Below are 23,784 nucleotides of genomic sequence, written 5' to 3' on the forward strand. Positions count from 1 at the left end.
CGAATCCGATCAGATCGAACCGCGCGCGGTTCGATCTGATCGGATTCCGCTCTAGCAGCTAGTTAGTTGCTGTTGACGAGTCGTACGATCGTGTAGCTGCGCCCGTCGCGCTCGACCTCGAAGCGGACCTTGTCGCCCGGGCCAAGGCCCTTCAGCGATGTCGGATCATCGACATGGAAGATCCGCGTGCCGCCTTCGAGGAACAGCGCCGGGATCGGCCGGTACTCGAGCGTGATGCGGCTGGCCGCACGATCGACAGCGACGACGCGGCCGCTCGCCAGCGGCTCGTCCGTCGGTGCGGCCTTTTCCTGAATCACCTGGTGCTTTTCTTCGACCGGCGGTTCGCCGGGAAGTGTCTCCAGTGCGGATGCATGTGCGGCGACAAAGATAGTCGCAGCAAGCGTGAGCCATACGGGCGTACAGATGCGGGCCATAATCTACTCTTCTCCCGCACGCCCATTTGGTGACAGCCGGATGAATTTCCAGTGGCGGAGGCTGTGACTAACGCTGTCGTGTTCACGATTGCGTGCGGCGAGAGTGACTGAGTAACTCCTGCCGGACCGCGGGCCTCCAGGCCCGCTCATGATTCATGAGCGAGCCAGAGGCTCGCGATCCGGAAGACCATGAGCGGGCCTGGAGGCCCGCGGTCCGGCAAGACTATGCGGCGCGCGATTCCAATCCGTTCGGAGTCGCTCGATAGCCGGTCAGCGTGCGATCGGCAAATCCCAAGCGCCAGTCGAGCATCTTGGCGGAGTACTCGGCGAGCTTCGCCGCGTAAGCCGGATCGGTCGCGCGATTGATGAACTGGCCGGGGTCCTTCTTCAGATCGAAGAGCAGCGGCGGCAGGGCGGCGAAGTGGACGTACTTGAAGTTCTCGTCCTGCACCACGGCGAGCGAGCACTTGTCCATCGGCACGCGCAGCGCCGATTCGGGCTTGCTGTAGTAGAGGTCGCGGAAGTCGAACTCGTAGTGCACCTCGGTGCGCCAGTCGGTCGACGTCTGGCCCTCGCAGAAGCCAAGCAGCGAGCGGCCGTCGCACTGGCGCGGGATCGGCAGGCCGAGCCATTCGAGGATGGTCGGCATGGTGTCGACGGTCTCGGTGAAGCGCTCGACGATCGACCCGCGCGTGCCGTTGGCCTCGGCGCGCGGGTCGCGGACGATCATCGGGATGCGGTAGGACTCGTCGGAGTAGCCGATCTTGCCCAGGAGGTGATGGTCGCCGAGCTGCTCGCCGTGATCGCAGGTGAAGACGATCAGCGTGTCGTCCCACTGTCCGGTCTGCTTCAGATAGTCGAAGACGCGGCCGACCTGGTCGTCGACCTCGCTCATCAGGCCACAGTACGTGGCGCGCATCTGCGCCACCTCGGCTTCACTCATCGCCGAGCCCAGGCCCTTGCCGTCCTGGAAGAAGCTCGATTGCTGGATGTTGTTCACGTAGTAGCCGAGCAGCGGGTGCTGGCTCGCCTCCTCCGCCGCCGATGCCGCGCGCACGACCTTGGGCATGTCCTGCGGCCGATACATGTCGTGATAGGGCGCCGGCGCGATGAACGGCGGATGTGGCCGATAGTAGCCGAGATGCAGGAACCACGGCTTGCCGGCGCGGCCGCGCAGGTAGGAGAGGCCGCGCTCGGTGAACCAGGCAGTGTCCGACAGTTCCTTGGGGATCGCCGCTGGCCGTGACGTGGCCCCGGCGCCTGCTCCACCCTGCGGCAGCCAGATGTCCTCGCGGTTCTCCGGCAGCTTAAAACCCTGGTTGGCGACCCAGCCGAAATAGGCGTCCTTGTAGGGCTCGAAGGCGCCGACGGGGCGGAAGCCGTCCATGATGTCGCCCAGCACCAGGAAGCGCGGATCGTTGGCGTCGGTGGTGCGCGGATCGGGCGTGGTCGTGGTGTAGCCGACGAGGGCCGGGTCATAGCCGCCGCGGCGCAGTTCGTGGCCGAGATTGGTGAAGCGCGCGTCGAGCGGAATGGTGTTCTGCACCGCACGGTGATTCATCAGGTACAGGCTGGTCAGCAGACTGGCCCGCGCCGGCCCGCAGGGTGCGGCCTGTGTGAAATGATTGCGGAAGGTGACGCCCTCCTCGCTCAGCCGATGGATGTTGGGCACCTTGAGATAGTCCGCCCCGAGCTTGGGCAGCATCAGGCCGCGCCACTGGTCGACGACGATCAAAAGTACGTTCTTGGGCGCAGGCATGACGATTTCACCGTGGTTGGAAGATTGGCTATGGTGCCGTGAAATTTGCGGAGGAGACAACACGTGGCGCGTTTCAAGATCGTGACGACCGGGCCGGGCAACACCGACCATTCCCTGGAAATGGAGACCTTGGGCCCGCTCGGCGCCGAGATCGTCGAGGTGACGGGCGGCGACGACGAGCTGATGAAAGCCGTGGCCGACGCCGACGCGATCTACGCCAAGGGCCGGCCACGCATCACCGCCAAGGTCATCGAGGCGGGCAAGAAGCTGAAGGTCGTGTCGCTGGGCTCGGTCGGCGTCGATTCGGTCGATGTCGACGCCGCGAGCGCGCTCGGCATCCCGGTGACCAACTGCCCCGACACCTTCATCGAGGAGGTGGCCGACCACGCCATGACCCTGATCCTGGCGAGCTGGCGCAGGCTGGTCGTGCAGGACCAGATGGTGCGCAAGGGCGAATGGACCAAGGCGCGGCCCATGCTCTACCAGTTCCCGCGCCTCATGGGCATGACCTTGGGCTTCATCTCGTTCGGCCATGTCGCGCGCGCGGTGTCCAAGCGGGCGGCGCCGTTCGGCTTCCAGATGCTGGCCTACGATCCCTACATCGAGGAGCTGGTGATGTCCGAGCACGGCGTGCAGCCGGTCGGTTACGACGAGCTGCTGCAGCGCTCCGACATCATCTCGATGCATGCGCCCGGTACCAAGGACGCGCATCACCTGATGAAGGAGCAGCACTTCCGCAAGATGAAGAAGACGTCGCTGTTCGTGAACACCGGCCGCGGCTCGACGGTCGACGAGGCGGCGCTGATCAAGGCGCTGCAGGAGGGCTGGATCGCCGGCGCCGGGCTCGACGTGATGGAGGTCGAGCCGATCGGCAACAACAACCCGATGCTCGGCATGGAGAACGTCATCATGACGGCGCACGTCGCCTCGGCGTCGAGCCGCTTCGACGTGGCGCGCAAGCGGCGCGTCGGCGCGGAGCTGTCGCTGGTCCTGTCCGGCAAGTGGCCGCGCGCCTGCGTCAATCCCGCGATCCTGGAGAAGTCCAAGCTGGTGCGCTGGCAGCCCTTCTCGATGGAGCGCGGGCCGGGGAACTGATTTGGTCGAAGGAATGGACGTGGGCCTGCAAGCCCACGTCCTTCACCGACTTCTGGGAATGAACCCGGGCACGCCGGTCTCCACGACGCTGTTGAACCGGATCTTCGTAGCAACCCGGTCGCGAATCTCCTGCATGGCATCTTCCGGCAGCGTCGAAAGCTCGAAGTTCTCCCGGAGGCGGCTGGGCTTGACCGACGTGGTCAAGAGCGCGGTGCCGCGCTGTATCGCCCAGGCCAGCACGACCTGGGCCGGCGTCTTCTGGAGGCGCTTGGCGAGCGCCACGATCACCGGATCATCCAGCAACCGGGGCTCCATCGCATGCCCCAGCGCCGCGAACGCAAGCAACACGATGGCATGCTGCCGGCAATAGTCGAGCAGGTCCCATTCGGGGAGGTATGGATGGGATTCGACTTCCACCGCCGCCGGCTTGATCCGCGCAGCTGAAACGATCTCTTGCAGTTTCTCCAAATTGACATTCGACAAGCCGATAGACTTGCACTGGCCCTCGTCCACCAGCCTCTCCAACGCCTGCCATGTCTCCACCAAGGTCACGCCGGAATCGTAGATGATCTGGCCGCGCGCGTCCTTCGGCTCCTGCTCGTCGCCCGGTTGGAAAGCAAATGGCGTATGGATCAGATAGCAATCGATATGGTCGACCTGGAGTCGCCGGCGACTCGCCTCGAAGGCGGCCTTGACGCGCTCAGGACGGTGATTGTTGTTCCATAGCTTCGTGGTGACGAACACGTCTTTCCGCTGAATCGCCCCCGCCCTGAACACCTCCTGCATTGCATCGCCGACCGCCTGTTCGTTGCGGTAGCGTTCCGCACAGTCTAAGTGACGAAACCCTACCTCCAGTGCAGCCTTGGTTGCCTGTTTGGTCACGAGGGGATCCGGAATCAGCGTACCAAACCCGAGGGCAGGAATTTCACCGGATCCGTGGCTGAGGGGCATCTTCGCAAAGCGAAGTGTGTCGGGCGCTGCCATGCTTGTACTCCTTGGTTCACGTCATTCGCATTTCACCGCATCCGCTCGACCCACTGAGCGCGCGAAGGCCCCGGCTCGAACGCATCGCCGAAGTACTGGGTCTCACGGGCCACCTTTCCGTCCTGGAACTCCATGATGCTCACGGCGTAGGACGGTTGCCCGTCGTAAGTGAGGACGAATTCAGTGACCCAAAGGTCGGCAGCGCCAAGGATGCGCCGCACCGTGAAGCGCTTCTTGCTCGGCTGCGCGAAGCGGGACGCCTGAATGTTGCGCCGGCCACGGACGCGCTCGCCCGACTGCGGATACTCGAGCACGGCGTCCTCCCGGTAGATCTGGTGCTCCACCTCGAAGTCGTTCGCGTCGGACGCAGCCCAGTGAAGATCCAAAGCCGCCCGAACCTCCCGGTCTTCCATCTCGATCTCCCTGGCGTGCGGTCAGAGCTCCAAAGCGAACATCTCGCGCATGCCGGTCGTGCCGCGCAGCTTGTGCGTCCCCAGGCTGAGCACGGGATGGCCGCACCGATGGGCGATGCTCTCGGACAGCAGCAACTCAACCCCGAGCGCCTTGCCGAGGACCTCCATGCGGCTCACCTCGTTGACGGCCGGGCCGACCACGGTGAAGTCGAGACGCCGGGCCGTGCCGATGTTGCCGTAGATGACGTCGCCGAAATGGAGAGCGATGCTGAGGTCGAGCGCGGGCCCGCCCTCGGCCGCGCGTCGGGCATTGAGCGCGGTGTTCCGGCCACCGGCATCCACCGCCGCTCTCACGGCGTCGCGGCACGCCTGCTCGGTGCCGATGCGGTCCGAGGGAAAGACGGCAAGCAGCCCGTCGCCCAGGAACTTCAGCACCTCGCCGCCCCGTTCCGTGACGGCGTCGCCGATGCATTCGAGATGCTGATTGAGCCAGCCGACGACTTCCGTGCCCGGGTTGGCGTCGACGAGCGCGGTGAAGCCGCGAAGATCGGCGAGGAGCAACGCCGCCGAAATGACCTGACTGTCGCCGCGCCGGATCTTCCCCTGCATCACGTGGGCCCCGGTCTGCGGACCGAGATAGGCCCCCAGCGTTTCGACCGCAACGCGCGACAGCCCGATTCGATAGGCGACAAGGCTCAAGGCCGGGAGGATGCGACCGACCGCCTCGACTTCGTCCTCGGTGAAGCCGCCCGGACGGTCGGTCGCCATGGAGAGCGCCGCGCCGCGAAGCGCAGTGCGCCCCTGGCTGAATGTGACGAAGCGAAGGGCATATTCGGTCGCGCCGAGAGCACGCAGATCCTGAAACAGCGCGAACCTCCGCACGACCTCCGGATCCTCGAGATTGAAACGTTCCCGGAGCAGGTTGCGCTCGAGCAGATAGCGAATCGGACTGCGCTGGAATTCAGGGCCGTAGCTGGCCTCGGGAGAGAGCGCGTCGCTCGCCAGACCCTTGTCGCGCGACCATTCGAACCTCAGCAGCGCGGCCGTCGGCTCGATCGTCGGCATGCCCAGGTTGGTGCGGAAGAGCGGAATTCCCTGCGCGACCAGCCGTTCACTGATCCCTTTGAAGATCGCCCCCAGGTCGTCGCTGGTACGGCCTTCCTCGAGGATCCAGTTGATCAGCTCGTCCATGCTCAGTCCGGCACCTTCGGAATGATGTGCTGCTGCCGGTCGCGGATCGCGCGGTCGCATTCGGCGAGGCTGACGAACGGCCCCAGCACGACCTTGCCGCCGTCGTCGACGGCATACCAGCCGGCCTCGCTGACGTTGTAGTCGCCGACGTCGTCGGTGTGGACGTCAACGGCGCTCAGGTCATTTGGCGTGGCCATCAAAACCACGTAGGCCGGTGGTACCTGCCTTTCAAGGCCGCCGTGCCCCGCTTTCCAGGTTGGCCCCGCCGGGCGGCGCGCGCTGGCGATCCCTAGCTCACCTCATCCGTCCATACCTTGAAGCTCACCAGCGTGTTGGAGCCGAAGGTGTGGGTGATGGGAACGTCGGAGGCGTCGCGGCCGCGGGCGATCAGGACGCGGCCGATGCGCGGCACGTTGTTGCGCGGGTCGAACGTATACCAGCGCCCGCCGAGATAGGCCTCGAACCAGCCGGCAAAATCCATCGGACCATAGGGCGGCGGTATGCCGATGTCGCCAAGATAGCCGGTGCAATAACGGGCCGGAATGTTCATGCAGCGGCAGAAAGCGATGGCGAGGTGGGCGTAGTCACGGCATACGCCGCGGCGCTCCTGGTAGGCCTCCCACGCCGTCTTGGTGGCACGAGCATGCTCGTACCCGAACTGAATGCGGTCATGAACGAAATCGCAGATCGCCTGGACGCGCGCCCAGCCCGTGGGTCCATTGCCAAACAGGCCCCAGGCGATCTCGGACAGGCGGTCGGTCTCGCAGTAGCGACTGCCGAGGAGAAAGACGATCGTCTCGTCGGGCAGTTCGTCGATCGCCTGTTGCGGCGCCGACGGGGCCACCACGTCGGGCATGCCGCTGTCGCGCACGGTGCCATCCCCCGAGAGACGCATCTGGCCCGCGGGGGCGACGAGGCGGCTGCACCAATTGCCGAAGCTGTCGCGGTAGGCCGAGATCGGGACGGCCGGGCTGGTGGTCAGGAAATCGGGCACGACGACATCCGATGCCCGGCTGAAATGGGTGCCGAGCACCACGATCATGGGGGTGCGCTGCGGGAAGTCGTAGATCAGTTCGTAGCCGACCCGGATCTTCATCCGTCGCCTCCCGATATCATGTGGCTTGGGTGAACACCTTCACATCCATGCCGAGCGAATCCGACGCGAATCCGACGTACGTGCCATGGAGCGGGAGCGTGTGCTTCGGATCGGGAGCGACGGCCACGGTGACGAGACGCTCCTTGCCGACGCTGCCGCTGGTGGGATCGAAATCGACCCAACCGGGGCCGGGCAGATAGACCTGCGCCCAGGCATGGGTCGATCCGTGCTCGTCCGACGACAGGATGAGGTAGCCCGACGCAAACCGCGCCGCGAGGCCCAGTGCACGGGCCGCGTCGATCATCAGCATGGCGAAGTCGCGGCAGCTGCCGTGACCGAGCCTCAGCGTCTCGACAGCTCGCTGCACGCCCTTGGCCTCGCGCCGCCGGTAGCGGAAGCTGGAATGGATGGCCTGCGAGAGCCGGGTGAGAAGGTCGAAGGTGCCGATCGACTCGTCCGTCGGCAGGAATTCGTGCGCCCAGCGGGCCACGTCGTCGGCCGGATCGGCGTGGGAGTCGACTGGATTGCGCTCGAGGTAGAGCATGAGATCGGCGCTTTCCTCGTCACTGTAGGCGAAGGGAAAGCGGCCGGCGCGTTCGTCGAGATGGCGGGCGGAGACTTCTGGCGGCGACTGTTTCAGGCAAACGACGCTTTCGACATACAATTCCTGCGCACAGTCCGAAAACTGCGCGATGCCGATCTGGTTGCCGAAGTCGTCGACGATGAAGTGAAGGCTGGCGGGTTGCGGGTAGATCTCGAGGCTCGTCTCGATCACGCGTTGATCATGGGAATCGCGCGGACGCAGCATCATCCGGTGTTCGCCAAAGGCCACTGGCCGCAGATATCGATAGGTCGTGAGGTGCCGGATCGTGAGGGTCGGCATTGGGCCTCCGGTCCGTGGCGCGAATCATGCCTGACCTCGAGATACGCACAATTCAGGCCAAAGGGTCAGCGACCTGGCGATATCGCTAGTTGGGAATCTGCGGAACGGTGTGATGCCTTCGGTCCCGGATGGCGCGATCGCATTCGTCGAGACTGGTAAAGGGCCCCAGCACGACCTTGCCAGCGTCTTCGACGGCGTACCAGCCGGGCTCGCTGACGCTGTAGTCGCCGACATCGTCAGTATGGACGTCGACGGCGATCAGGCCGTTGAACCGGGCCATTGCGTCAGTCTGACCGCCAGGCACCACTGCGTCTGCCGGATCAAATCCGGCGCCCAGTTCTGCCTGCGGGAGTCCCAATCGAGAGAGGAAAGTCGCCATGGGCTGTAAACGACGCCGGACCTCCGAAGGTTGCCTTATCAGCGCCGTGCCCAGCTCGCGACATTGACGGCGCCCGGCGGCACCTCGCCCTTCACCAGGGCTTCGACCTGACGCACGGTGTCGAACGCCTGGCTTTCGCTGGCGGGCGGGGTAAGTCCGCCGATATGCGGCGTGGCGATGACGTTGGGCAGGCGTGCGAGCTCGGGCGACGGCATCTGGTCGGGCGCGCGGCCGACATCCATGGCGGCGCCGGCGATGCGTCCCTCGGTGAGAACCGTCGCCAGCGCAGCCTCGTCAACAAGATTGCCGCGCGACATGTTGACGAAGAAGGCGTCGGGCTTCATGCGCGCGAAGGCCGCCGCGTCCAAAAGGTTCTCGGTCTCCTCGTTGGCGACGGCGAGGCAGATCACGTAGTCGGACTGGGCCAAAAGCTCCTCGAGCGGCAGCTTGATGAGGCGCCGGTCGTCGACCTGGGCATAGGGATCGGACACCAGCACCTTCATGCCGAGCGTCGCCAGCATCGGCGCCAGGGCGCGCGAGATGCGGCCGTAGCCGATGATGCCCGCCGTGCTGCCGCCGAGCTGGCGACCGACCCGGATCTCGGGCCGGGCGCCGGCCTGGTAGTCGGCGACGGCGCGCGAGACGCCGCGCGACAGGTCGACCATCAGGCCGAGCGTCAGCTCGACCACCGACTGCACGAAGCCTGCCTCGGCATGGGTCACCAGGACGCCCGCCTTGGAGGCGGCGGCGACGTCGATGTTGCGGATGTCGATGGCGCTGCGCATCACCACCTTGAGCCCGGGCAGGCCTTCGAAGACTTCGGCCGGCACCGGCGTGGCGCGGTCGGCGATGATGAAGTCGACGCCGCGAGCCATGCCGATCACGCCGGCCGCATCGAGCGGCGCTGGGCCTTCGTGCAGCGTCACCTCGACCAGTTCCTGCAGGCGCGCCAGCGCCCGCGCGCCGTAATACTGGCGTCGCGCCTGCGGCACATGCGTAAGCAGAAGCTTCATTCTGGATGACTCCCTGATCCCCGGTCTAATCTAGCGGATCGGGAGGAAAACACGATGACCGCCGCCGCTAAGAAGAAGCAACCCGCCGATCTGCGCAGCGCGCGCTGGTTCGCGCCCGACGATCTGCGCGCCTTCGGCCATCGCTCGCGCGCCATGCAGATGGGCTACGCGCCCGAGGACTGGGTCGGCAAGCCGGTGATCGCCATCCTCAACACCTGGTCGGAAGCCCAGCCCTGCCACATGCACTTCAAGAGCCGCGTCGACGACGTGAAGCGCGGCATCCTGCAGGCCGGCGGCTTTCCCATGGAACTGCCGGCACTGTCGCTGTCGGAAAGCTTCCTGAAGCCGACCACGATGCTCTACCGCAACCTTCTGGCCATGGACGCCGAGGAGCTTTTACGCGGGCATCCCGTGGATGGCGTCGTGCTGATGGGCGGCTGCGACAAGACCACCCCTGCACTGCTCCTGGGCGCCATCAGCATGGACATTCCGGCGATCTACCTGCCGGCCGGCCCGATGCTGCGTGGCAACTGGAAGGGCAAGGTGTTGGGCTCGGGCTCCGACGCCTGGAAATACTGGGACGAGCGGCGCGCCGGCAAGATCTCGGACGACGACTGGGTCGACGTCGAGGCGGGCATTGCGCGCAGCTACGGCACCTGCATGACCATGGGCACGGCCGCCACCATGATGGCGATGGCCGAGACGCTCGGCATGTCGCTGCCCGGCGCCTCGTCGATCCCGGCGGCCGACGCCAACCACATCCGCATGGCGTCGGAGAGCGGCCGGCGCATCGTCGACATGGTGTGGGAGGACCTCACGCCGGCGAAGATCCTGAGCCGCGACGCCTTCCTCAACGCCATCACCGTGGCCATGGCCGTCGGTTGCTCGACCAACGCCATCATCCATCTGATCGCAATGGGACGCCGCGCCGGCCAGGACATCGGGCTGGACGACTTCGAGCGGGCCAGCCGCAAGGTGCCGGTGATCGCCAACATCCGTCCGAGCGGCGACAAATACCTGATGGAGGATTTCTTCTACGCCGGCGGCCTGCCCGGCTTGTTGAACGAGATCCACGACCATCTGCATCTCGACGCCATGACCGTCACCGGCAGGACGCTGGGCGAGAACGTGAAGGGTGCGGAGATCTACAACACCGACGTCATCCGCCCTGTCAGCAATCCGATCTACAAGGAAGGTGCGCTGGCGGTGCTGAAGGGCAACCTGGCGCCCGACGGCTGCGTCATCAAGCCATCGGCCTGCGCACCGAAATTCCTCAAGCACACCGGGCCGGCGCTTGTGTTCGACGACTATCCGTCGATGAAGGCCGCGATCGACCGCGACGATCTCGACGTCACCGAGGACACCGTGCTGATCCTGCGCAACGCCGGCCCGCAGGGCGGCCCTGGCATGCCGGAATGGGGCATGCTGCCCATCCCCAAGAAGCTGGTGCAGCAGGGCGTGCGCGACATGGTGCGGCTCTCCGACAGCCGCATGAGCGGCACCAGCTACGGCGCCTGCATCCTGCATGTCTCGCCAGAGTCCTATATCGGCGGACCGTTGGCCCTGGTGCGCACCGGCGACATGATCTCGCTCGATGTCGACAAGCGCACCATCAACATGAACGTCTCCGACGATGAGCTCGCGAAGCGCCGCGCGGCGTGGAAGAAGCCCGAGCCGCGCTACGAGCGTGGCTACGGCTGGATGTTCACGCGCCACATCAAGCAGGCCAACGAGGGTTGCGACTTCGACTTCCTCGAGACCGGCTTCGGCGCGCCCGTGGCCGAGCCGTCGATCTACTGACGGTCATGCTGCCTGACCTGATCGAAATCGTTCCGCTGAAGTCTCCGCAGGATTCCACCGTGATTCTGCCAGGCTCGAAAAGCATCACCAACCGCGCGCTGATCCTGGCGGCGTTGGCGCGCGGCACCGTGGTGCTGCGCGGAGCGCTGTGGAGCGAGGACACACAGGCCATGGTCGAGTGCCTGGAGCGGCTGGGCTTCGCCGTGCAGGTGAGCAGCGACCCGGCCGAGCCCGCCAACCGCACGCTGACGGTCCAGGGGCACGGCGGCACGATCCCCAACGCCGGCACGCCCGCGCAACCGCTAGAACTCTTCGTCGAGAACGCCGGCACGGCGGCGCGTTTCCTGCCGCCGATGCTCTGCCTCGGACACGGCAGCTACCGCCTGAGCGGCATTCCACGCATGCACGAAAGGCCGCAGGCGGCACTGGTCGGCGCGTTGCGCCAGCTCGGCTATCGCATCGACACGCCCAACGACCGCCTGCCCGCCGTGGTCCACGGCACCGGCCCACATCCGGGCGCGGCCTGCAGCGTCAGCGTCGAGGAAAGCTCGCAGTTCGCCTCGGCCCTGCTGCTCTCGGGCGGTATCGGCGGCTGGCAGATCACCGTCACCGGCGGCAACGAGGACGAGCTGCCCTATGTCGACATGACCCGCCGGCTGGTCGAGGACTTTCCGTGGGAGGGCGGCACCTACGACATCGAGGCCGACGCTTCGGGGGCCAGCTACTTCTGGGGCGCCGACTGGCTGCTGTGGAATTTCTTCGATAGCTGTATCACCGTCGTGCCGACGCCCACCAGTGGCATGCAGGCCGACCAGAAGTTCCTCGACCTGATGACGCAGGACGCCTGGAAGCCCAGCTATTCGAGACGCACGGATCTCGCCGACAGCATCATGACGGCGATCGTGCTCGCACCGTTCGCGGCACAGCCAACGCAGTTCACCGACCTCGGCCGCCTGCGCGTGCAGGAATGCGAGCGCGTTGTGGCGCTGCGCACCGAGCTCACCAAGTGCGGCGCCAGGGTCGAAGAAAGCGGCGACACGCTCACCGTCTATCCCGGCACGCTGCACGGCGCCGAGATCGAGACCTACAACGATCATCGCGTCGCCATGTGCTTCGGCATGCTGGGAGTGCTCGTGCCGGGCATGCGGCTCGTGAAGCCCGGCTGCGTGCGCAAAACCTTCCCCAACTTCTTCGCCAAGCTCACCGAGCTCGGCGCCGTCATCCGGGATGCCGACGGCGCGCCGCTCAGCGGCGACGATCTGCTGGCCTGAAGGGAGAAATCATGAACTCGCTCGACAAGCTCAAGACGGTCAGCACGGCCACGGCGGCGACGGCGCTGTTCAAGCGCGGCTTTCGTACCCAGGCCATCCAGAACGTCCACCCGCTGTCGCCCAACCAGCCGACGCTCGTCGGTCCCGCCTTCACCTTGCGCTACATCCCGGCGCGCGAGGATCTCAACAAGCTGGACGTCTTCCGCGACCGCAGCCATCCGCAGCGCAAGGCGGTCGAGGACTGCCCGTCGGGCGCGGTGATGGTGATGGACAGCCGCAAGGACGCGCGCGCGGCTTCCGCGGGCGCGATCCTGGTGACGCGCCTGATGAAGCGCGGTGTCGCTGGCGTGGTGACCGACGGCGGCTTCCGCGATTCGGCCGAGATCGCGGCGCTGGGCATCCCGGCCTACCACCAGCGTCCCAGCGCGCCCACGAACCTGACCTTGCACCAGGCGATCGACATCAACGTGCCAATCGGCTGCGGCGACGCGCCGGTGTTTCCCGGCGACATCATCCTGGGCGACCAGGACGGCATCATCGTCATCCCCGCCCACCTCTTGGACGAGATCGCCGACGAGGCCTTCGAGATGACGGCCTACGAGGACTTCGTCACCGAGCAGGTGCGCGCCGGCCGCGGCATCTTCGGCCTCTATCCCGCGACCGACCCGCAATCGCTCACCGACTTCGCGGTCTGGCGGAAGAAGAACGGGCGTTAGGGCTTCTTCATCATCGTCGCCTCACCCAGCAGCGAAACGTGCGCCGCCACGATGCGCCAGCCTTCCGGCGTGCGCATCCAGGTGTGGCTCTGGCGGCCGGTCCTGTTGCCGCCGTGGCGTTGGAACTCGCAGTTGGCGGTGCCGAAGTCGCGGCCGTAGGTGACGATCCAGACCTTTAATAGGTCGCGGTTCAGCACGAAGCCGGGATCGCGGCCGGCGCGGAAGGCGGCGATCTGGTCATAACCGTAGAGCTGCTCGCCGACGCCGTAGCGCAGGGTGTGCGGGCTCTTCCAGAAGAGCTCGTCGAGCACGTCGACGTCGTTGCTGTTCAGCGCCTTCTCATAGCGGTGGAAGGCCGCCGTTACCTCGGCAACGACTTCGGGAATGTTGATGTCCATTGATGTCTGTCCTCTCAACGAGTCGTCCTGAGCGCAGCGAAAGACCTCATCGCCGCTTGCAACCGGCATGAGATCCTTCGCTACGCTCAGGATGACAGAAGGGTCAGGCAGCCGGCGCGCTCACCACGCCCTGCTTCTCGAGATGGCGCGCCACGCGCAGCGCGGCGGCCTCGTTATAGTGGTTGGCGATGACCTGCACGCCGATCGGCATGCCACCCGGCGTGCGCAGCGGCACCGCCACGACCGGCAAACCGATGAAGGAGATCGGCTGGGTGAACAGGCCGAGATTGGCGCGCACCGCCAGCTCTACGCCACCCAGCTTCATCATCACCTGGCCGAGCTTGGGCGCGGTGCAGGGCGTCGCCGGGGCGAGGATGATGTCGACTTCGCCGAACAGCTTCTGCACCGCCGCGCGATAATGCCGGCGGAAGCGCTGGGCCTTGACGTACCACGAGCCCGGCAGCAGTGCGCCCGCCATCAGGCGTTCGCGCGTGTCGGGATCGAAGTCCTGCGGCCGCGTGCGCAGGCGCGGCAGATGGAGCTGGCCGCCTTCGATCGCCGTGATGATGTACGCGGCAGCGCGCGCCACGCCGGCCTGCGGGATGACGACCGTCCTGGTCGCATTGAGCGCCTTGGCGACGGTGGCCACGGCCTCGAAGGCCTCCGGCTCGCCGCCCTTGGCAAAATAGTCGCCGGCGACAGCGATGCGCAGGCCGCCGATGCCCTCGTTCAGGAACGGCACCGTCGGATCGGCCGGCCGGTCGGTGCACACCGGATCGTCGGGATCCCAGCCCTGCATGGCGTCGAACGACAGCGCGAGATCCTCGACCGAGCGCGCGAGCGGGCCGAGATGGTCGAAGGCATCGACGAAGGGAAAGGAGCCGGCGCGGCTCAGCCGACCGTAGGTCGGCTTCAATCCGAACAGGCCGCACAGCGAGGACGGCACGCGGATCGAGCCGTTGGTGTCGGAGCCCAGCGACAACGGCACCTCGCCCGCCGCCACCGCCGCGCCCGAGCCGCCCGACGAGCCACCGGTCATGCGCGTCGGATCGTGCGGGTTGCGACTCGGCCCGTAATGGGCGTTCTCGCCGGTGAAGTCGTAGGCGTACTCGCCCATGTTGAGACCGCCCACGAGGATCGCGCCGGCGGCCTCGAGCTTGCGTATCAGCGAGGCGTCGCGCCCGGCCTTCGGGCCATCGACGTTGATCTTGGAGCCGGCGCGCGTCGGCAGGCTCTTTATGTCGAACAGGTTCTTCACCGCGAAGGGCACGCCGGCCAGCGGGCCACGATGCACACCGGCATCGATCTCGGCGGCGCGCTTGCGGGCACGCCCGGCCAGGACGTCGGTGAAGGCGTTGACGGTGGGCTCGCTGGCCTCGATGCGCGCCAGCGTCGCCTCGATGACGGCGGAAGCCTTGACCTTGCCCGCCATCACGGCGCGGGCGATGTCGGTCGCGGTCGCCTGCTTGGAAAGCGGATCGGTCATGGCCGGAACACCGGCGCCGACGTCAGCTCGTCGTCGAGCTCGACCTCGAGCAAGGGCTTGGCGATCAGCATCGAACGCTCGTAGTTCACGATGACGTTGGCGCGGTATTGCGGCGCGATCGGCAGGCCGATCGCCTTGGCCGCCTCGTCGACCAGCGTGCCGACATCGGGCTTTTCGTCAGCCACGGTCTTTCTCCCCTTCAGGCAAAGTGACAGGCAACGTGCCGCGCCGGGGCGACGGTGCGCAAGACCGGCATTTCGGCCGAACAGCGCGGCTCGCCCTTGGGGCAGCGGCCGTAGAAGCGGCACACGGTCGGGTCGGGATCGATCGGGCTGCGCGGCTCGCCGCCAAGACGCAGGCGGCCGACGCGCTTGTCGGGATCGGCCTGCGGGATGGCCGAGATCAGGGCGCGCGTATAGGGGTGCCTGGGGTCGGCGAACAACTCGGCGGCCGGGCCGGATTCGACGATCTTGCCGAGATACATCACCAGCACGCGGTCGCACAGCAGGCGCACGACGTTGAGGTCGTGGCTGACGAACAGGTAGCTCATGCCGAGCTCGTGCTTGAGCTGCTGCAGGAGCTTCAGGATCACGACCTGCACCGAGACGTCGAGCGCCGCCGTCGGCTCGTCGAGGATCAAGAGCTCGGGCTCGACGGCGATGGCGCGGGCGATGCCCACCCTCGCCTTCTGGCCGCCCGAGAGCTGATGCGGGAAGCGCGATAGAAGCTCGCGCGGCAGCCCGGTCATGTCGGCCAGCGCCTCGACGCGGCTCTTGAGCGACGCGCCCGACATCTTCCTCAGGCGGCGGATAGGATCGGCGATGGCATCGGCCGCCGTGTAGCGCGGATTGAGCGAATCGCCGGCGTCCTGGAACACCATCTGGATGCGCGCGCGGTTGGCGTTGCCGGCGAAGGCGCGCGCTCTCATGTCGGCGAGCTCGGTGCCGGCCAGGCGGATGCTGCCCGAGGTCGGATCGAGCAGCCGATTGATCAGGCGCACGAGCGTGGACTTGCCGCAGCCCGATTCACCCACCAGGCCGACGGTCTCGCCGCGGCCGATGGTGAAGGTCACCTCGTCGACGGCGTGCAGCAGGCGCTTGTTGCCGACGTCGAAGCGCTTGGCGAGCTCGGCGATGTCGAGCAGCGCGGTCACAGCGGGTTCCAGCACGATACGATGTGGCGCTCGCCCAGGCTCCGATTCGGCAAGGGTTTTACGCAGTCGTCGATGCGCCGCTCGCAACGGTCGCTGTAGCGACACGCCGGCAGGTCGGGCCGGCGCAGGTCGGGCAGGCCGCCCGGGATCGAGGCCAGCTCGGCGAGCGAGGCGGTCTCGCCCGGCGTCGCGGCCAAAAGCTTGACCGAATAGGGATGGCGCGGATGGGCGAAGAGCTCGCGCGCCGGGGCTGCTTCGACGACGTGGCCGGCATGCATGACGACGATGCGGTCGCAGTATTCGGCAGCCAGCGCGAGATCGTGGGTGATGAAGATCGTCGCCATGCCGGATTCGTGCGCGAGCTCGCCGATCAGATCCATGATCACGGCCTGGGTGGTGACGTCCAAACCGGTGGTCGGCTCGTCGGCGATCAGCAGCGCCGGTCGGCAGGCAAGCGCGATGGCGATCATGATACGCTGGCACATGCCGCCCGACAGCTCGAAGGGATAGGCTTCGACGCGGCGCTCGGGATCGGGGATGCGCACGCGCTTCAGCATCTCGACGGCGGCGCGCGGGGCGTCGGGACGGGTGGCGCCGCCGTGGCGCACCAGCACGTCGGCGATCTGCTGGCCGACCTTGCGGATCGGGTTCAGCGCCGTGCGCGGGTTCTGGAAGATCATCGAGAACTCCCGGCCGCGCTGCTCGGCCAGGTCGCGCTCGGAGAGCGCCAGAAGGTCGGCACCGCCGAACAGGGCGCGGCCGGAGGTGACCTTGCCCGCCGGATCGAGGATGCCCATGACGGCGAAGGCGGTGACCGACTTGCCCGAACCGGACTCGCCCACCAGCGCCACAGTCTCGCCCTTGTCGACGCTGAAGCCGACATGGTCGAGCACCTTGACGATGCCCGAGCGCGTTCGGAACTCGACCGACAGCTCCTCGACGGCAAGGGCGGGCACCGCGGTCATGTGCGCTGCCTCGGGTCGATGATGTCGCGCAGGCCGTCGCCCAGGAGGTTGAAGCAGAACACCGCCAGCATCAGCGCCGCACCGGGGAACAGCGCGATCCACCACTCGCCCGACTGGATGAAGTTGGCGCCCTCGGCGACCATGATGCCCCACTCCGGCGCCGGCGGCCGCACGCCGAGGCCGATGAAGGAGAGGCCCGCGGCATTGAGGATGGCGTAGCCCATGGTGAGCGACATCTGCACCATCATGATGGGCATGATGTTGGGCAGGACATGGCCCAGGAGCACGCGCGCTTCGCCATTGCCCGACAGACGTGCCGCCTCGACGAAGCCCGCCTCGCGCCGCACGCTGGCCTCGGCACGCGCCACCCGGGCATAGAGCGGGAAGTTGATGATGGCAGTGGCGATCACGATGTTGATCACCTCGTTGCCCAGCGCCGCCACGATGCCCATGGCCAGCACGAACAGCGGAAAGGCCATGATGGTGTCGGCCAGCCGCCCGACGACGCGGTCGGTCCAGCCGCCGAAGTAGCCCGCGGCCACGCCGGACAGCGCACCCAGCATGAAGGCCAGGATCACCGAGGCGAAGGCGATCGACAGGTCGAGCCGCGTCGCCACCAGCACGCGGCTGAAAATGTCGCGGCCGAGCTGGTCGGTGCCGAACCAGTGCGCCGCCGAGGGCGATTTCAGCGCCATCGCGGCGTTGCTCTGCAGGGGATTGTAGGGCGCGATCAGCGGTCCGAAGATTGCGGCCACCAGAAACATGGCAAACAGACCGAAGGCCAGCCCCGTCACCGGGTTCTCCGAGAGCACGTAGCGGGCGTGGCGCAGCAGCGGCAGCACGGTCAGCTATCCAAACGGACTCGCGGGTCGACCAGGCCGTAGAGCAGGTCGATCGCGAGGTTCAGGGCGACGTAGAGCACCGCCATGGTGAGCACGAAGCCCTGCACCGGCGCGTAGTCCGAGGTAATAAGCGCGTTCACAGCATAGAGGCCGATACCCGGCCAGGCGAACACGGTCTCGACCAGCACGTTGGCGCCCAGCAGGAAGGAGAACACCATGCCGAGCACGGTGATCACCGGCAGCACGGCGTTGCGGAAGGCGTAGGTGAAGACGACGGTGCCCGGCGCCAGGCCGCTCGCCCGCGCCGTGCGGATGAAGTCGCTGCCCAACACCGACAGCATCGAGCCGCGGGTCATGCGGGCAAGCGGCGCCAGAGAAAAGATCGCCATCGAGATGGCGGGCAAGGCGAGCTGACGCAGCGCGCCCCAGAACACCTCCATGTTGCCGGTGAGTGCGGAGTCGATGAGGTAGAAACCCGTGATGTGTGTGGGCGGCGACAGGAAGACGTCGAGCCGGCCGCTGGGCGCCGGCGCCCATTGCAGCAGGTAATAGAAGACATAGGCGAACAGCAGCCCGGTGAAGAACACCGGCAACGACACGCCGGCTGTCGTCACGATGCGGCAGAGATGGTCGATCCAGGTGCCCTGCTTCACCGCCGCCAGCACGCCCAAGGGGATGGCGATACCGACCGCCAGGATCAGGGCGAACAGCGTGAGCTCGGCCGACGCCGGCAGGCGCGTGGCGATCTCTGCTACCACCGGCTGGCCGGTGCTGAGCGAGTTGCCGAGATTTCCGTGTGCCAGATCGACGATATAGCCGACGAACTGCGCGGGCAGCGATTTGTCGAGCCCGAGCTTGGTCCTGACCTCGGCGATCGCCTGCGGGCTCGCCGCCAGCCCCGCGAAGTAGGCCGCCGGGTCGCCCGGCAGCAGCCGCGTCAGCATGAAGGTGACGACGACGACCCCGACGATGCTCGGGATCGCCGTCGCCAGACGCGACAGGAGAAGCTTCAGCATCCCGGTGTCATCCCGAGCGAAGCGAGGGACCTTTCGCAGCGACGACCAAAGGTCCCTCGCTGCGCTCGGGATGACAACCTTCGCGCGGCCACGCGACCTAACCCTTGGCCAGCTGCCGGTAGTCGAGCTGGCGATGGAACCAGTAGCGGTAGCCGGTGACGTTCTTCTGCATCGCCACGTTCAAGAGCGGCTGGTAGATCGGCACGCGCGGCACTTCCTCGAAGGCCATGTCTATAAAGCCCTTCACCGCCGCCTCGTACTCCGGCCCCGTGGTGAAGCGCGCCTTGTCGATCAGCGCGTCCATCGCCGGGTTCTTGTAGCCCATCGTGTTGAAGACGGCGTTCTGGCCGTGATAGCACCAGAAGAAGAAGTATTCCGGATAGTTCAGCCAGCCGCCGAAGGCGTTGGTGATCATCGGCATGTTCTTCTTCAGGAGCTCGCCGCGCCAGTTGGCGCCCGGGATCTTGTTGATCGTGGTCTTGATGCCGATCTGCGCCAGGCTCTCCTGCACCAGCACGGTGAGCGGCTCGTTGGTGCTGGCAAGCCCCAGGTCGAACGACAGCGTGGTCTCGAAGCCCTGCGGGTAGCCCGCCTCGGCCATCAGCGCCTTGGCCTTGGCGATGTCGGTCTTGTAGCCGTCCTTCTGCGGCCAGTAGACGCCCTTGAACTTGTTGTCGGCGCCGCCGAACAGCGGGATCGCCTGGCCGAACATCACCGAGTCCATGATCTGCTGATAGGGCACGGCATAGGCCACGGCCTGGCGCACCTTGACGTTGTCGAACGGCTTCTGGTTGACGTTCATGCCGAGATACATCATCGCGTTCTCGATCGGCGTGCCGATCACGGTGAGCTTGGGCGACGATTTCAGCTCGGAGAAATCCTTCGACGGCAGATCGAACGACAGATCGGCGTCGCCGCGCTCCAGCAGGGCGCGCCGGTTGCCGGCCGAAGGGATGATGCGCATGACGACGCGCTTGATCTTGGGCAGCGGCCCGTTCTTCCAGTCGTCGTTGCGCGCATAGACGACCTCCTGCCCGGGCTGCCATCGCTCGACCTTGTAGGCGCCGCCCGAGGCATGGTTGTTCTTGCACCATTCCATGGCCCATGGATCGGTCGCGGTCGCGTTCTTCTTGCAGAGCTCGGAGTTCATGATCACCGGCACCGGCACGCCGATGTCGGGCATGGTGAGCTTGTCGGAGCGGATGAAATCGACACGGAAGGTGTTGTCATCGACCACGACGAACTGATCAGGCTTCTCCAGTGACCCCGCCGCCATCTGGAAGGTCGGGAAGCCGCCCACCGTGACGGCGCGGTCGAACGACCACTTCACGTCCTTGGCGGTGATCGGCGTGCCGTCATGGAACTTGGCGTCACGGCGCAGCTTGAAGGTCACCGAGTTGGGCTTGAGGTCCCATTCGGTGGCGAGCTCGGGCTCGAGCTTGGTGTAGTCGTAGTGGTCGTTGCCGTTGGCGTCCTTCTTGACGCCGTAGGTCATCAGCCGGTCGTGGGTGTTCCAGGAGACCTCGTAGGCCGGGCGGTTGGCGCCGACGCCGTGGATGTCCATCGAGTTGGGCGGGCTCTCGCCGACGATCAGCAGGGTCTCGTTACGGGCCTGTGCCTTGGCCTCCGACCAGATGGCCGGTGCGGCCGCTACCACGACCCCCGCTGCAGAAGTGGTCTTGATAAACGAACGACGCCTCATCGCCTGCCCCCTGTTCCCGTGCTCCCCTGGAACAGAGAAATTGCAAGCCATGTGCCAGCTCTCGAAAATCGACCGTTTGGACCAATTTCGGCTTATTTTTCAGCCAGATTCCCTATTCAGTCGGCCCCGCGGCCTCCACGTCGCACGAAGCGAGGCAGAGGTCGAATTGTATGCAATCTAGACGATTTGCATGCTTATTGGGCCTTGGCATCCATTTTGTATGCAACCGGCGACTGGCGGCATTAGAGAAAGTTCAATGAATTCCCTCCTCGATCTTGGTCTCCACGCTTTGCGCGCCCGCTACGCCAACGGCGCCCTGTCCTGTTGCGAGGTGATCGAGGAGGTCCTGAAACGCATCGCCGCAGCCGGCGACGACCGCGTATGGATAACGCGTGTGCCCGACCAGCGACTGCGGGCCGAAGCCGTGAAGCTCGACGCGCGGCGCGGCGAGATCGACAAGTTGCCGCTCTACGGCGTGCCCTTCGCGGTGAAGGACAATATCGACGTCGCGGATCTTCCGACCACCGCCGCCTGCCCGGGCTTCTCCTATCAGCCCGAGGCGTCGGCCGAGGTCGTACGCCGCCTGGTCGAGGCCGGCGCCATCGTGGTCGGCAAGACCAACCTCGACCAGTTTGCCACCGGCCTGGTCGGCGTGCGCTCGCCCTATGGAGTGCCTAGAAATCCATTCGATCCGTCGTTCGTGCCGGGCGGCTCCAGCTCGGGCTCGGGCGTTGCCGTCGCCGCGGGCCTGGTGAGCTTCGCGCTCGGCACCGACACCGCGGGCTCCGGCCGCGTGCCAGCGGGCTTCAACAACATCGTCGGCCTGAAGCCGACGCCCGGCCTGTTGAGCACCGACGGCGTCGTGCCGGCCTGCAAGTCGCTCGATTGCGTGTCGGTGTTCGCGCTGTCGTGCGCCGACGCCGACGCCGTGCTGCAGGTCGCGGCCGAGCCGCAGGCAACGACGGCGATCGGCAAGACCTTCCGCTTCGGCATGCTGCGGCACGCCGACGCCGAGTTCTTCGGCGATGATGCCTATGCCGCGCTCTACGCCCAGGCGGTCGGACGCCTGAAGGCCCTGGGCGGCACCCCCATCGAGATCGACTACGCGCCGTTCCGCGACGCCGCGCAGCTTCTCTACGGCGGCCCGTGGGTCGCCGAGCGCACGGCCGCGGTCGGCGCCTTCATGGCGGCGGCCGACGGCACGGCCGGCATCTGGCCGGTGACGCGCGACATCGTCATGTCCGGCAGCGAGTACAGCGCCGTCGATGCCTTCGAAGGCCAGTATGAGCTCGGCGAGCTCAAGGCCGCGGCGCTGGCGCAGATGGCGACGCTCGACTTCGTCGTCCTGCCGACGACGCCGACGATCTACCGCGTCGCCGATCTCGAGCGCGAGCCCGTGCTCTACAACTCGCACCTCGGCCACTACACCAACTTCGTGAATTTCTTCGGCTTGAGTGCGCTGGCGCTGCCGGCGGGCTTCCGGCCCGACGGCATGCCGTTCGGCATCACCCTGATCGGCACGGCGCATGGCGAGCGCGCCTTGCTGGCCTTCGGCGCGCGCTGGCAGCGCGAGGTGCCGTTGCCTCTGGGCAAGACCACGAGCCAGCTCCCGGCCGCAGCCCACGATCCCGTGCTGGCCGAGGACCGCGTTTCCATCGCCGTCGTCGGTGCGCACATGAGCGGACTGCCGCTCAACGGCCAGCTCACCGAGCTGGGCGGCCGGCTCGAGAGCAAGGCCAAGACCGCGCCGGTCTATCGCTTCTACGCCCTGCCCGGCGACCCGCCGCAGCGGCCTGGCATGGTGCGCGTCGCCAAGGATGGCGGCACCATCGAGCTCGAAGTCTGGAGCCTGCCGGCCGCCGCGGTCGGCAGCTTCTTGCTCAAGATCCCCGCACCGCTGGGCCTGGGTACGGTGACCCTGGCCGACGGCTCGGGCGTCCCGGGCTTCTTGTGCGAAGCCCATGCCACGGCGGATGCAGAGGACATCACCTCACTGGGCGGCTGGCGAGCCTATTTAAAGACCCTGCCGGTCTGATAGGGTCCCCTCCTTCTAGGAGGAAACGGTCCATGAGCGGAAAGATCGCAGTCGTCACCGGCGCGGGCAGCGGCATCGGCCGCGCTTCAGCGCTCGCCCTGTTGAACAACGGCTACAAGGTGGCCCTGGCCGGCCGGCGCAAGGATGCGCTGGACGAGACCGCCAAGATGGCCGGCAACAACACGCCCAACGCCATGGCCGTACCGACCGACGTCACCAAGCGCGACGACATCGTGGCGCTGTTCGCCAAGGTCAAGGCGACCTGGGGCCGGCTCGACCTGGTGTTCAACAATGCCGGCGGCGGCGCCCCGCCCGTGCCGCTCGAGGAGCTGCCCTACGAGACGTGGCTCGGCGTCGTGGCGGCGAACCTGACGGGTCCATTCCTGTGCACCCAGGAAGCCATGAAGATCATGAAGGACCAGAGCCCGCGCGGCGGGCGCATCATCAACAACGGCTCGATCTCGGCCCATGCGCCGCGGCCGTTCTCGGTCGCCTACACCTCGACCAAGCACGCCATCACCGGCCTCACCAAGTCGACCTCGCTCGATGGCCGGCAGTACGACATCGCCTGCGGCCAGATCGACATCGGCAACGCGGTGACTCCGATGACCGAGCGCATGACCAAGGGCGTGCTGCAGCCCAACGGCACGACCGTCGCCGAGCCGCGCATGGATGTGAGCGCGGTGGCCAACGCCATCCTTTACATGGACAGCCTGCCGCTCGACGCCAACGTGCAGTTCATGACGGTGATGGCGACCAAGATGCCGTTCGTTGGAAGAGGTTAGCGCGCTCGCGCGCCAACCTCTTCCAACGAACGGGCGGCAGCGCTTGTCATCAAGCGCGAGAGCCCGCGCCGTGCGGAAAAGACAAGATCATGAGCGTAGGGAGCCGACTCGGCCTTCGGCCGATTCGGCGTAGGAGGCTCGCGGTCCAGAAGACCATGGGTCCGCGCTGCCAAGTCCTAGTAGCTCTGCACAGAGGTTTTGACGGTGAGGTGCCGTATGTGCCGGCGCGCGCCGCCGCCTCTCGGTTCTGCCGCAGGAGAGCATGCACTGCAGGCGCCTGGTTCGTGAATTTCTGCATTTTCTGCTGGCCCTTGCGCTGGACTGCCCCTTTGAGACGGAAGGGGCGAGCATCGACTGCCCTCCAGGCG

General features: G+C 66.5%; 24 protein-coding genes. 6 read left to right on the forward strand and 18 right to left on the reverse strand.

Features of this window, described 5'->3' with window-relative positions; all coding sequences use genetic code 11:
• Nucleotides 1-62: 62 nt before the first annotated feature.
• The gene (locus tag RSO01_RS20505; protein ID WP_170303222.1) at nucleotides 63-317 is read right to left on the reverse strand and encodes a copper-binding protein; all 255 of its coding nucleotides are present in this window, start codon (nucleotides 315-317) and stop codon (nucleotides 63-65) included.
• Between the two features lie 340 nt (nucleotides 318-657).
• A complete protein-coding gene (gene pehA / locus RSO01_RS20510) occupies nucleotides 658-2,193 on the reverse strand; it encodes a phosphoric/sulfuric ester hydrolase PehA (RefSeq protein WP_147151314.1) in 1,536 nt (511 codons plus the stop codon).
• 63 nt (nucleotides 2,194-2,256) lie between these two features.
• Between pehA and RSO01_RS20515 the strand changes: the two genes are divergently transcribed.
• On the forward strand, nucleotides 2,257-3,288 hold the full coding sequence (locus RSO01_RS20515) for a C-terminal binding protein (RefSeq protein WP_246158619.1): 1,032 nt from the start codon (nucleotides 2,257-2,259) through the stop codon (nucleotides 3,286-3,288).
• A gap of 42 nt (nucleotides 3,289-3,330) precedes the next feature.
• Here RSO01_RS20515 and RSO01_RS20520 read toward each other — a convergent pair whose 3' ends face one another.
• The 8 genes from RSO01_RS20520 to RSO01_RS20555 all read right to left on the reverse strand — a co-directional run bounded on the left by RSO01_RS20520 (nucleotide 3,331) and on the right by RSO01_RS20555 (nucleotide 9,247).
• The gene (locus tag RSO01_RS20520) at nucleotides 3,331-4,272 is read right to left on the reverse strand and encodes an aldo/keto reductase (RefSeq protein ID WP_147151315.1); all 942 of its coding nucleotides are present in this window, start codon (nucleotides 4,270-4,272) and stop codon (nucleotides 3,331-3,333) included.
• Nucleotides 4,273-4,304: 32 nt separating this feature from the next.
• On the reverse strand, nucleotides 4,305-4,685 hold the full coding sequence (locus RSO01_RS20525; RefSeq protein ID WP_147151316.1) for a nuclear transport factor 2 family protein: 381 nt from the start codon (nucleotides 4,683-4,685) through the stop codon (nucleotides 4,305-4,307).
• Between the two features lie 21 nt (nucleotides 4,686-4,706).
• The gene (locus tag RSO01_RS20530) at nucleotides 4,707-5,876 is read right to left on the reverse strand and encodes an adenylate/guanylate cyclase domain-containing protein (protein ID WP_170303223.1); all 1,170 of its coding nucleotides are present in this window, start codon (nucleotides 5,874-5,876) and stop codon (nucleotides 4,707-4,709) included.
• Nucleotides 5,877-5,878: 2 nt separating this feature from the next.
• Nucleotides 5,879-6,073 (reverse strand): hypothetical protein, encoded by a 195-nt coding sequence (locus tag RSO01_RS20535; RefSeq protein ID WP_147151318.1) that lies wholly within the window; start codon nucleotides 6,071-6,073, stop codon nucleotides 5,879-5,881.
• A gap of 92 nt (nucleotides 6,074-6,165) precedes the next feature.
• On the reverse strand, nucleotides 6,166-6,972 hold the full coding sequence (locus RSO01_RS20540) for a transglutaminase-like domain-containing protein (RefSeq protein WP_147151319.1): 807 nt from the start codon (nucleotides 6,970-6,972) through the stop codon (nucleotides 6,166-6,168).
• Between the two features lie 16 nt (nucleotides 6,973-6,988).
• The gene (locus RSO01_RS20545) at nucleotides 6,989-7,855 is read right to left on the reverse strand and encodes a transglutaminase family protein (protein WP_147151320.1); all 867 of its coding nucleotides are present in this window, start codon (nucleotides 7,853-7,855) and stop codon (nucleotides 6,989-6,991) included.
• An 85-nt stretch (nucleotides 7,856-7,940) separates the two neighbouring features.
• On the reverse strand, nucleotides 7,941-8,135 hold the full coding sequence (locus RSO01_RS20550) for a hypothetical protein (protein ID WP_147151321.1): 195 nt from the start codon (nucleotides 8,133-8,135) through the stop codon (nucleotides 7,941-7,943).
• 137 nt (nucleotides 8,136-8,272) lie between these two features.
• Nucleotides 8,273-9,247, reverse strand: coding sequence for a hydroxyacid dehydrogenase (locus tag RSO01_RS20555; protein ID WP_147151322.1), 975 nt, complete (start codon nucleotides 9,245-9,247; stop codon nucleotides 8,273-8,275).
• Nucleotides 9,248-9,301: 54 nt separating this feature from the next.
• On the opposite strand from RSO01_RS20555, the gene araD reads away from it, so the two are divergent.
• From araD to RSO01_RS20570, 3 genes are read left to right on the forward strand one after another with little or no spacing between them, the layout of a single operon-like run.
• Complete coding sequence (gene araD / locus RSO01_RS20560; RefSeq protein ID WP_147151323.1) at nucleotides 9,302-11,047, forward strand: L-arabinonate dehydratase; 1,746 nt, start codon at nucleotides 9,302-9,304, stop codon at nucleotides 11,045-11,047.
• Nucleotides 11,048-11,052: 5 nt separating this feature from the next.
• Entirely contained in the window at nucleotides 11,053-12,318 is a 1,266-nt protein-coding gene (locus RSO01_RS20565) for a 3-phosphoshikimate 1-carboxyvinyltransferase (protein ID WP_147151324.1), read from the forward strand.
• Nucleotides 12,319-12,329: 11 nt separating this feature from the next.
• Nucleotides 12,330-13,034, forward strand: coding sequence for a ribonuclease activity regulator RraA (locus tag RSO01_RS20570; RefSeq protein ID WP_147151325.1), 705 nt, complete (start codon nucleotides 12,330-12,332; stop codon nucleotides 13,032-13,034).
• Here the strand turns inward: RSO01_RS20570 and hpxZ are convergent.
• From hpxZ to RSO01_RS20610, 8 genes are all read right to left on the reverse strand, one after another.
• Nucleotides 13,031-13,432 (reverse strand): oxalurate catabolism protein HpxZ, encoded by a 402-nt coding sequence (hpxZ, locus tag RSO01_RS20575; protein ID WP_147151326.1) that lies wholly within the window; start codon nucleotides 13,430-13,432, stop codon nucleotides 13,031-13,033. The genes RSO01_RS20570 and hpxZ overlap by 4 nt on opposite strands.
• A 103-nt stretch (nucleotides 13,433-13,535) precedes the next feature.
• Complete coding sequence (locus RSO01_RS20580) at nucleotides 13,536-14,918, reverse strand: AtzE family amidohydrolase (protein WP_147151327.1); 1,383 nt, start codon at nucleotides 14,916-14,918, stop codon at nucleotides 13,536-13,538.
• Nucleotides 14,915-15,103, reverse strand: coding sequence for a DUF4089 domain-containing protein (locus RSO01_RS47430; protein ID WP_170303224.1), 189 nt, complete (start codon nucleotides 15,101-15,103; stop codon nucleotides 14,915-14,917). Before RSO01_RS47430 ends, RSO01_RS20580 begins: the two co-directional genes overlap by 4 nt.
• Before the next feature lie 14 nt (nucleotides 15,104-15,117).
• Nucleotides 15,118-16,086 (reverse strand): ABC transporter ATP-binding protein, encoded by a 969-nt coding sequence (locus RSO01_RS20590; RefSeq protein WP_246158621.1) that lies wholly within the window; start codon nucleotides 16,084-16,086, stop codon nucleotides 15,118-15,120.
• Nucleotides 16,068-17,036 (reverse strand): ABC transporter ATP-binding protein, encoded by a 969-nt coding sequence (locus RSO01_RS20595; RefSeq protein ID WP_147151329.1) that lies wholly within the window; start codon nucleotides 17,034-17,036, stop codon nucleotides 16,068-16,070. The genes RSO01_RS20590 and RSO01_RS20595 overlap by 19 nt, the downstream gene beginning before the upstream one ends.
• The gene (locus tag RSO01_RS20600; RefSeq protein WP_246158623.1) at nucleotides 17,033-17,878 is read right to left on the reverse strand and encodes an ABC transporter permease; all 846 of its coding nucleotides are present in this window, start codon (nucleotides 17,876-17,878) and stop codon (nucleotides 17,033-17,035) included. Before RSO01_RS20600 ends, RSO01_RS20595 begins: the two co-directional genes overlap by 4 nt.
• A 2-nt stretch (nucleotides 17,879-17,880) precedes the next feature.
• Nucleotides 17,881-18,894 (reverse strand): ABC transporter permease, encoded by a 1,014-nt coding sequence (locus tag RSO01_RS20605; RefSeq protein ID WP_147151331.1) that lies wholly within the window; start codon nucleotides 18,892-18,894, stop codon nucleotides 17,881-17,883.
• 97 nt (nucleotides 18,895-18,991) lie between these two features.
• Nucleotides 18,992-20,596: an ABC transporter substrate-binding protein gene (locus RSO01_RS20610; RefSeq protein ID WP_147151332.1), complete on the reverse strand. Its 1,605-nt coding sequence runs from the start codon at nucleotides 20,594-20,596 to the stop codon at nucleotides 18,992-18,994.
• 256 nt (nucleotides 20,597-20,852) lie between these two features.
• Here RSO01_RS20610 and atzF point away from each other — a divergent pair, with 256 nt between their 5' ends.
• Both atzF and RSO01_RS20620 read left to right on the forward strand, forming a co-directional pair.
• Complete coding sequence (atzF, locus tag RSO01_RS20615) at nucleotides 20,853-22,631, forward strand: allophanate hydrolase (RefSeq protein ID WP_147151333.1); 1,779 nt, start codon at nucleotides 20,853-20,855, stop codon at nucleotides 22,629-22,631.
• A gap of 32 nt (nucleotides 22,632-22,663) precedes the next feature.
• Entirely contained in the window at nucleotides 22,664-23,416 is a 753-nt protein-coding gene (locus RSO01_RS20620; RefSeq protein ID WP_147151334.1) for an SDR family oxidoreductase, read from the forward strand.
• Nucleotides 23,417-23,784 lie beyond the last annotated feature (368 nt).

The organism is Reyranella soli (genome assembly GCF_007992495.1).
GTDB classification, from domain to species: Bacteria; Pseudomonadota; Alphaproteobacteria; order Reyranellales; family Reyranellaceae; genus Reyranella; species Reyranella soli.

Excerpts from the sequence above, each read along its gene's own strand:
- pehA (WP_147151314.1), bottom strand. The coding sequence starts at position 2,193 with ATGCCTGCGCCCAAGAACGTACTTTTGATCGTCGTCGACCAGTGGCGC.
- RSO01_RS20520 (WP_147151315.1), bottom strand. The coding sequence starts at position 4,272 with ATGGCAGCGCCCGACACACTTCGCTTTGCGAAGATGCCCCTCAGCCAC.
- RSO01_RS20525 (WP_147151316.1), bottom strand. The coding sequence starts at position 4,685 with ATGGAAGACCGGGAGGTTCGGGCGGCTTTGGATCTTCACTGGGCTGCG.
- RSO01_RS20530 (WP_170303223.1), bottom strand. The coding sequence starts at position 5,876 with ATGGACGAGCTGATCAACTGGATCCTCGAGGAAGGCCGTACCAGCGAC.
- RSO01_RS20535 (WP_147151318.1), bottom strand. The coding sequence starts at position 6,073 with ATGGCCACGCCAAATGACCTGAGCGCCGTTGACGTCCACACCGACGAC.
- RSO01_RS20540 (WP_147151319.1), bottom strand. The coding sequence starts at position 6,972 with ATGAAGATCCGGGTCGGCTACGAACTGATCTACGACTTCCCGCAGCGC.
- RSO01_RS20545 (WP_147151320.1), bottom strand. The coding sequence starts at position 7,855 with ATGCCGACCCTCACGATCCGGCACCTCACGACCTATCGATATCTGCGG.
- RSO01_RS20550 (WP_147151321.1), bottom strand. The coding sequence starts at position 8,135 with ATGGCCCGGTTCAACGGCCTGATCGCCGTCGACGTCCATACTGACGAT.
- RSO01_RS20555 (WP_147151322.1), bottom strand. The coding sequence starts at position 9,247 with ATGAAGCTTCTGCTTACGCATGTGCCGCAGGCGCGACGCCAGTATTAC.
- araD (WP_147151323.1), top strand. The coding sequence starts at position 9,302 with ATGACCGCCGCCGCTAAGAAGAAGCAACCCGCCGATCTGCGCAGCGCG.
- RSO01_RS20565 (WP_147151324.1), top strand. The coding sequence starts at position 11,053 with ATGCTGCCTGACCTGATCGAAATCGTTCCGCTGAAGTCTCCGCAGGAT.
- RSO01_RS20570 (WP_147151325.1), top strand. The coding sequence starts at position 12,330 with ATGAACTCGCTCGACAAGCTCAAGACGGTCAGCACGGCCACGGCGGCG.
- hpxZ (WP_147151326.1), bottom strand. The coding sequence starts at position 13,432 with ATGGACATCAACATTCCCGAAGTCGTTGCCGAGGTAACGGCGGCCTTC.
- RSO01_RS20580 (WP_147151327.1), bottom strand. The coding sequence starts at position 14,918 with ATGACCGATCCGCTTTCCAAGCAGGCGACCGCGACCGACATCGCCCGC.
- RSO01_RS20595 (WP_147151329.1), bottom strand. The coding sequence starts at position 17,036 with ATGACCGCGGTGCCCGCCCTTGCCGTCGAGGAGCTGTCGGTCGAGTTC.
- RSO01_RS20605 (WP_147151331.1), bottom strand. The coding sequence starts at position 18,894 with ATGCTGAAGCTTCTCCTGTCGCGTCTGGCGACGGCGATCCCGAGCATC.
- RSO01_RS20610 (WP_147151332.1), bottom strand. The coding sequence starts at position 20,596 with ATGAGGCGTCGTTCGTTTATCAAGACCACTTCTGCAGCGGGGGTCGTG.
- atzF (WP_147151333.1), top strand. The coding sequence starts at position 20,853 with ATGAATTCCCTCCTCGATCTTGGTCTCCACGCTTTGCGCGCCCGCTAC.
- RSO01_RS20620 (WP_147151334.1), top strand. The coding sequence starts at position 22,664 with ATGAGCGGAAAGATCGCAGTCGTCACCGGCGCGGGCAGCGGCATCGGC.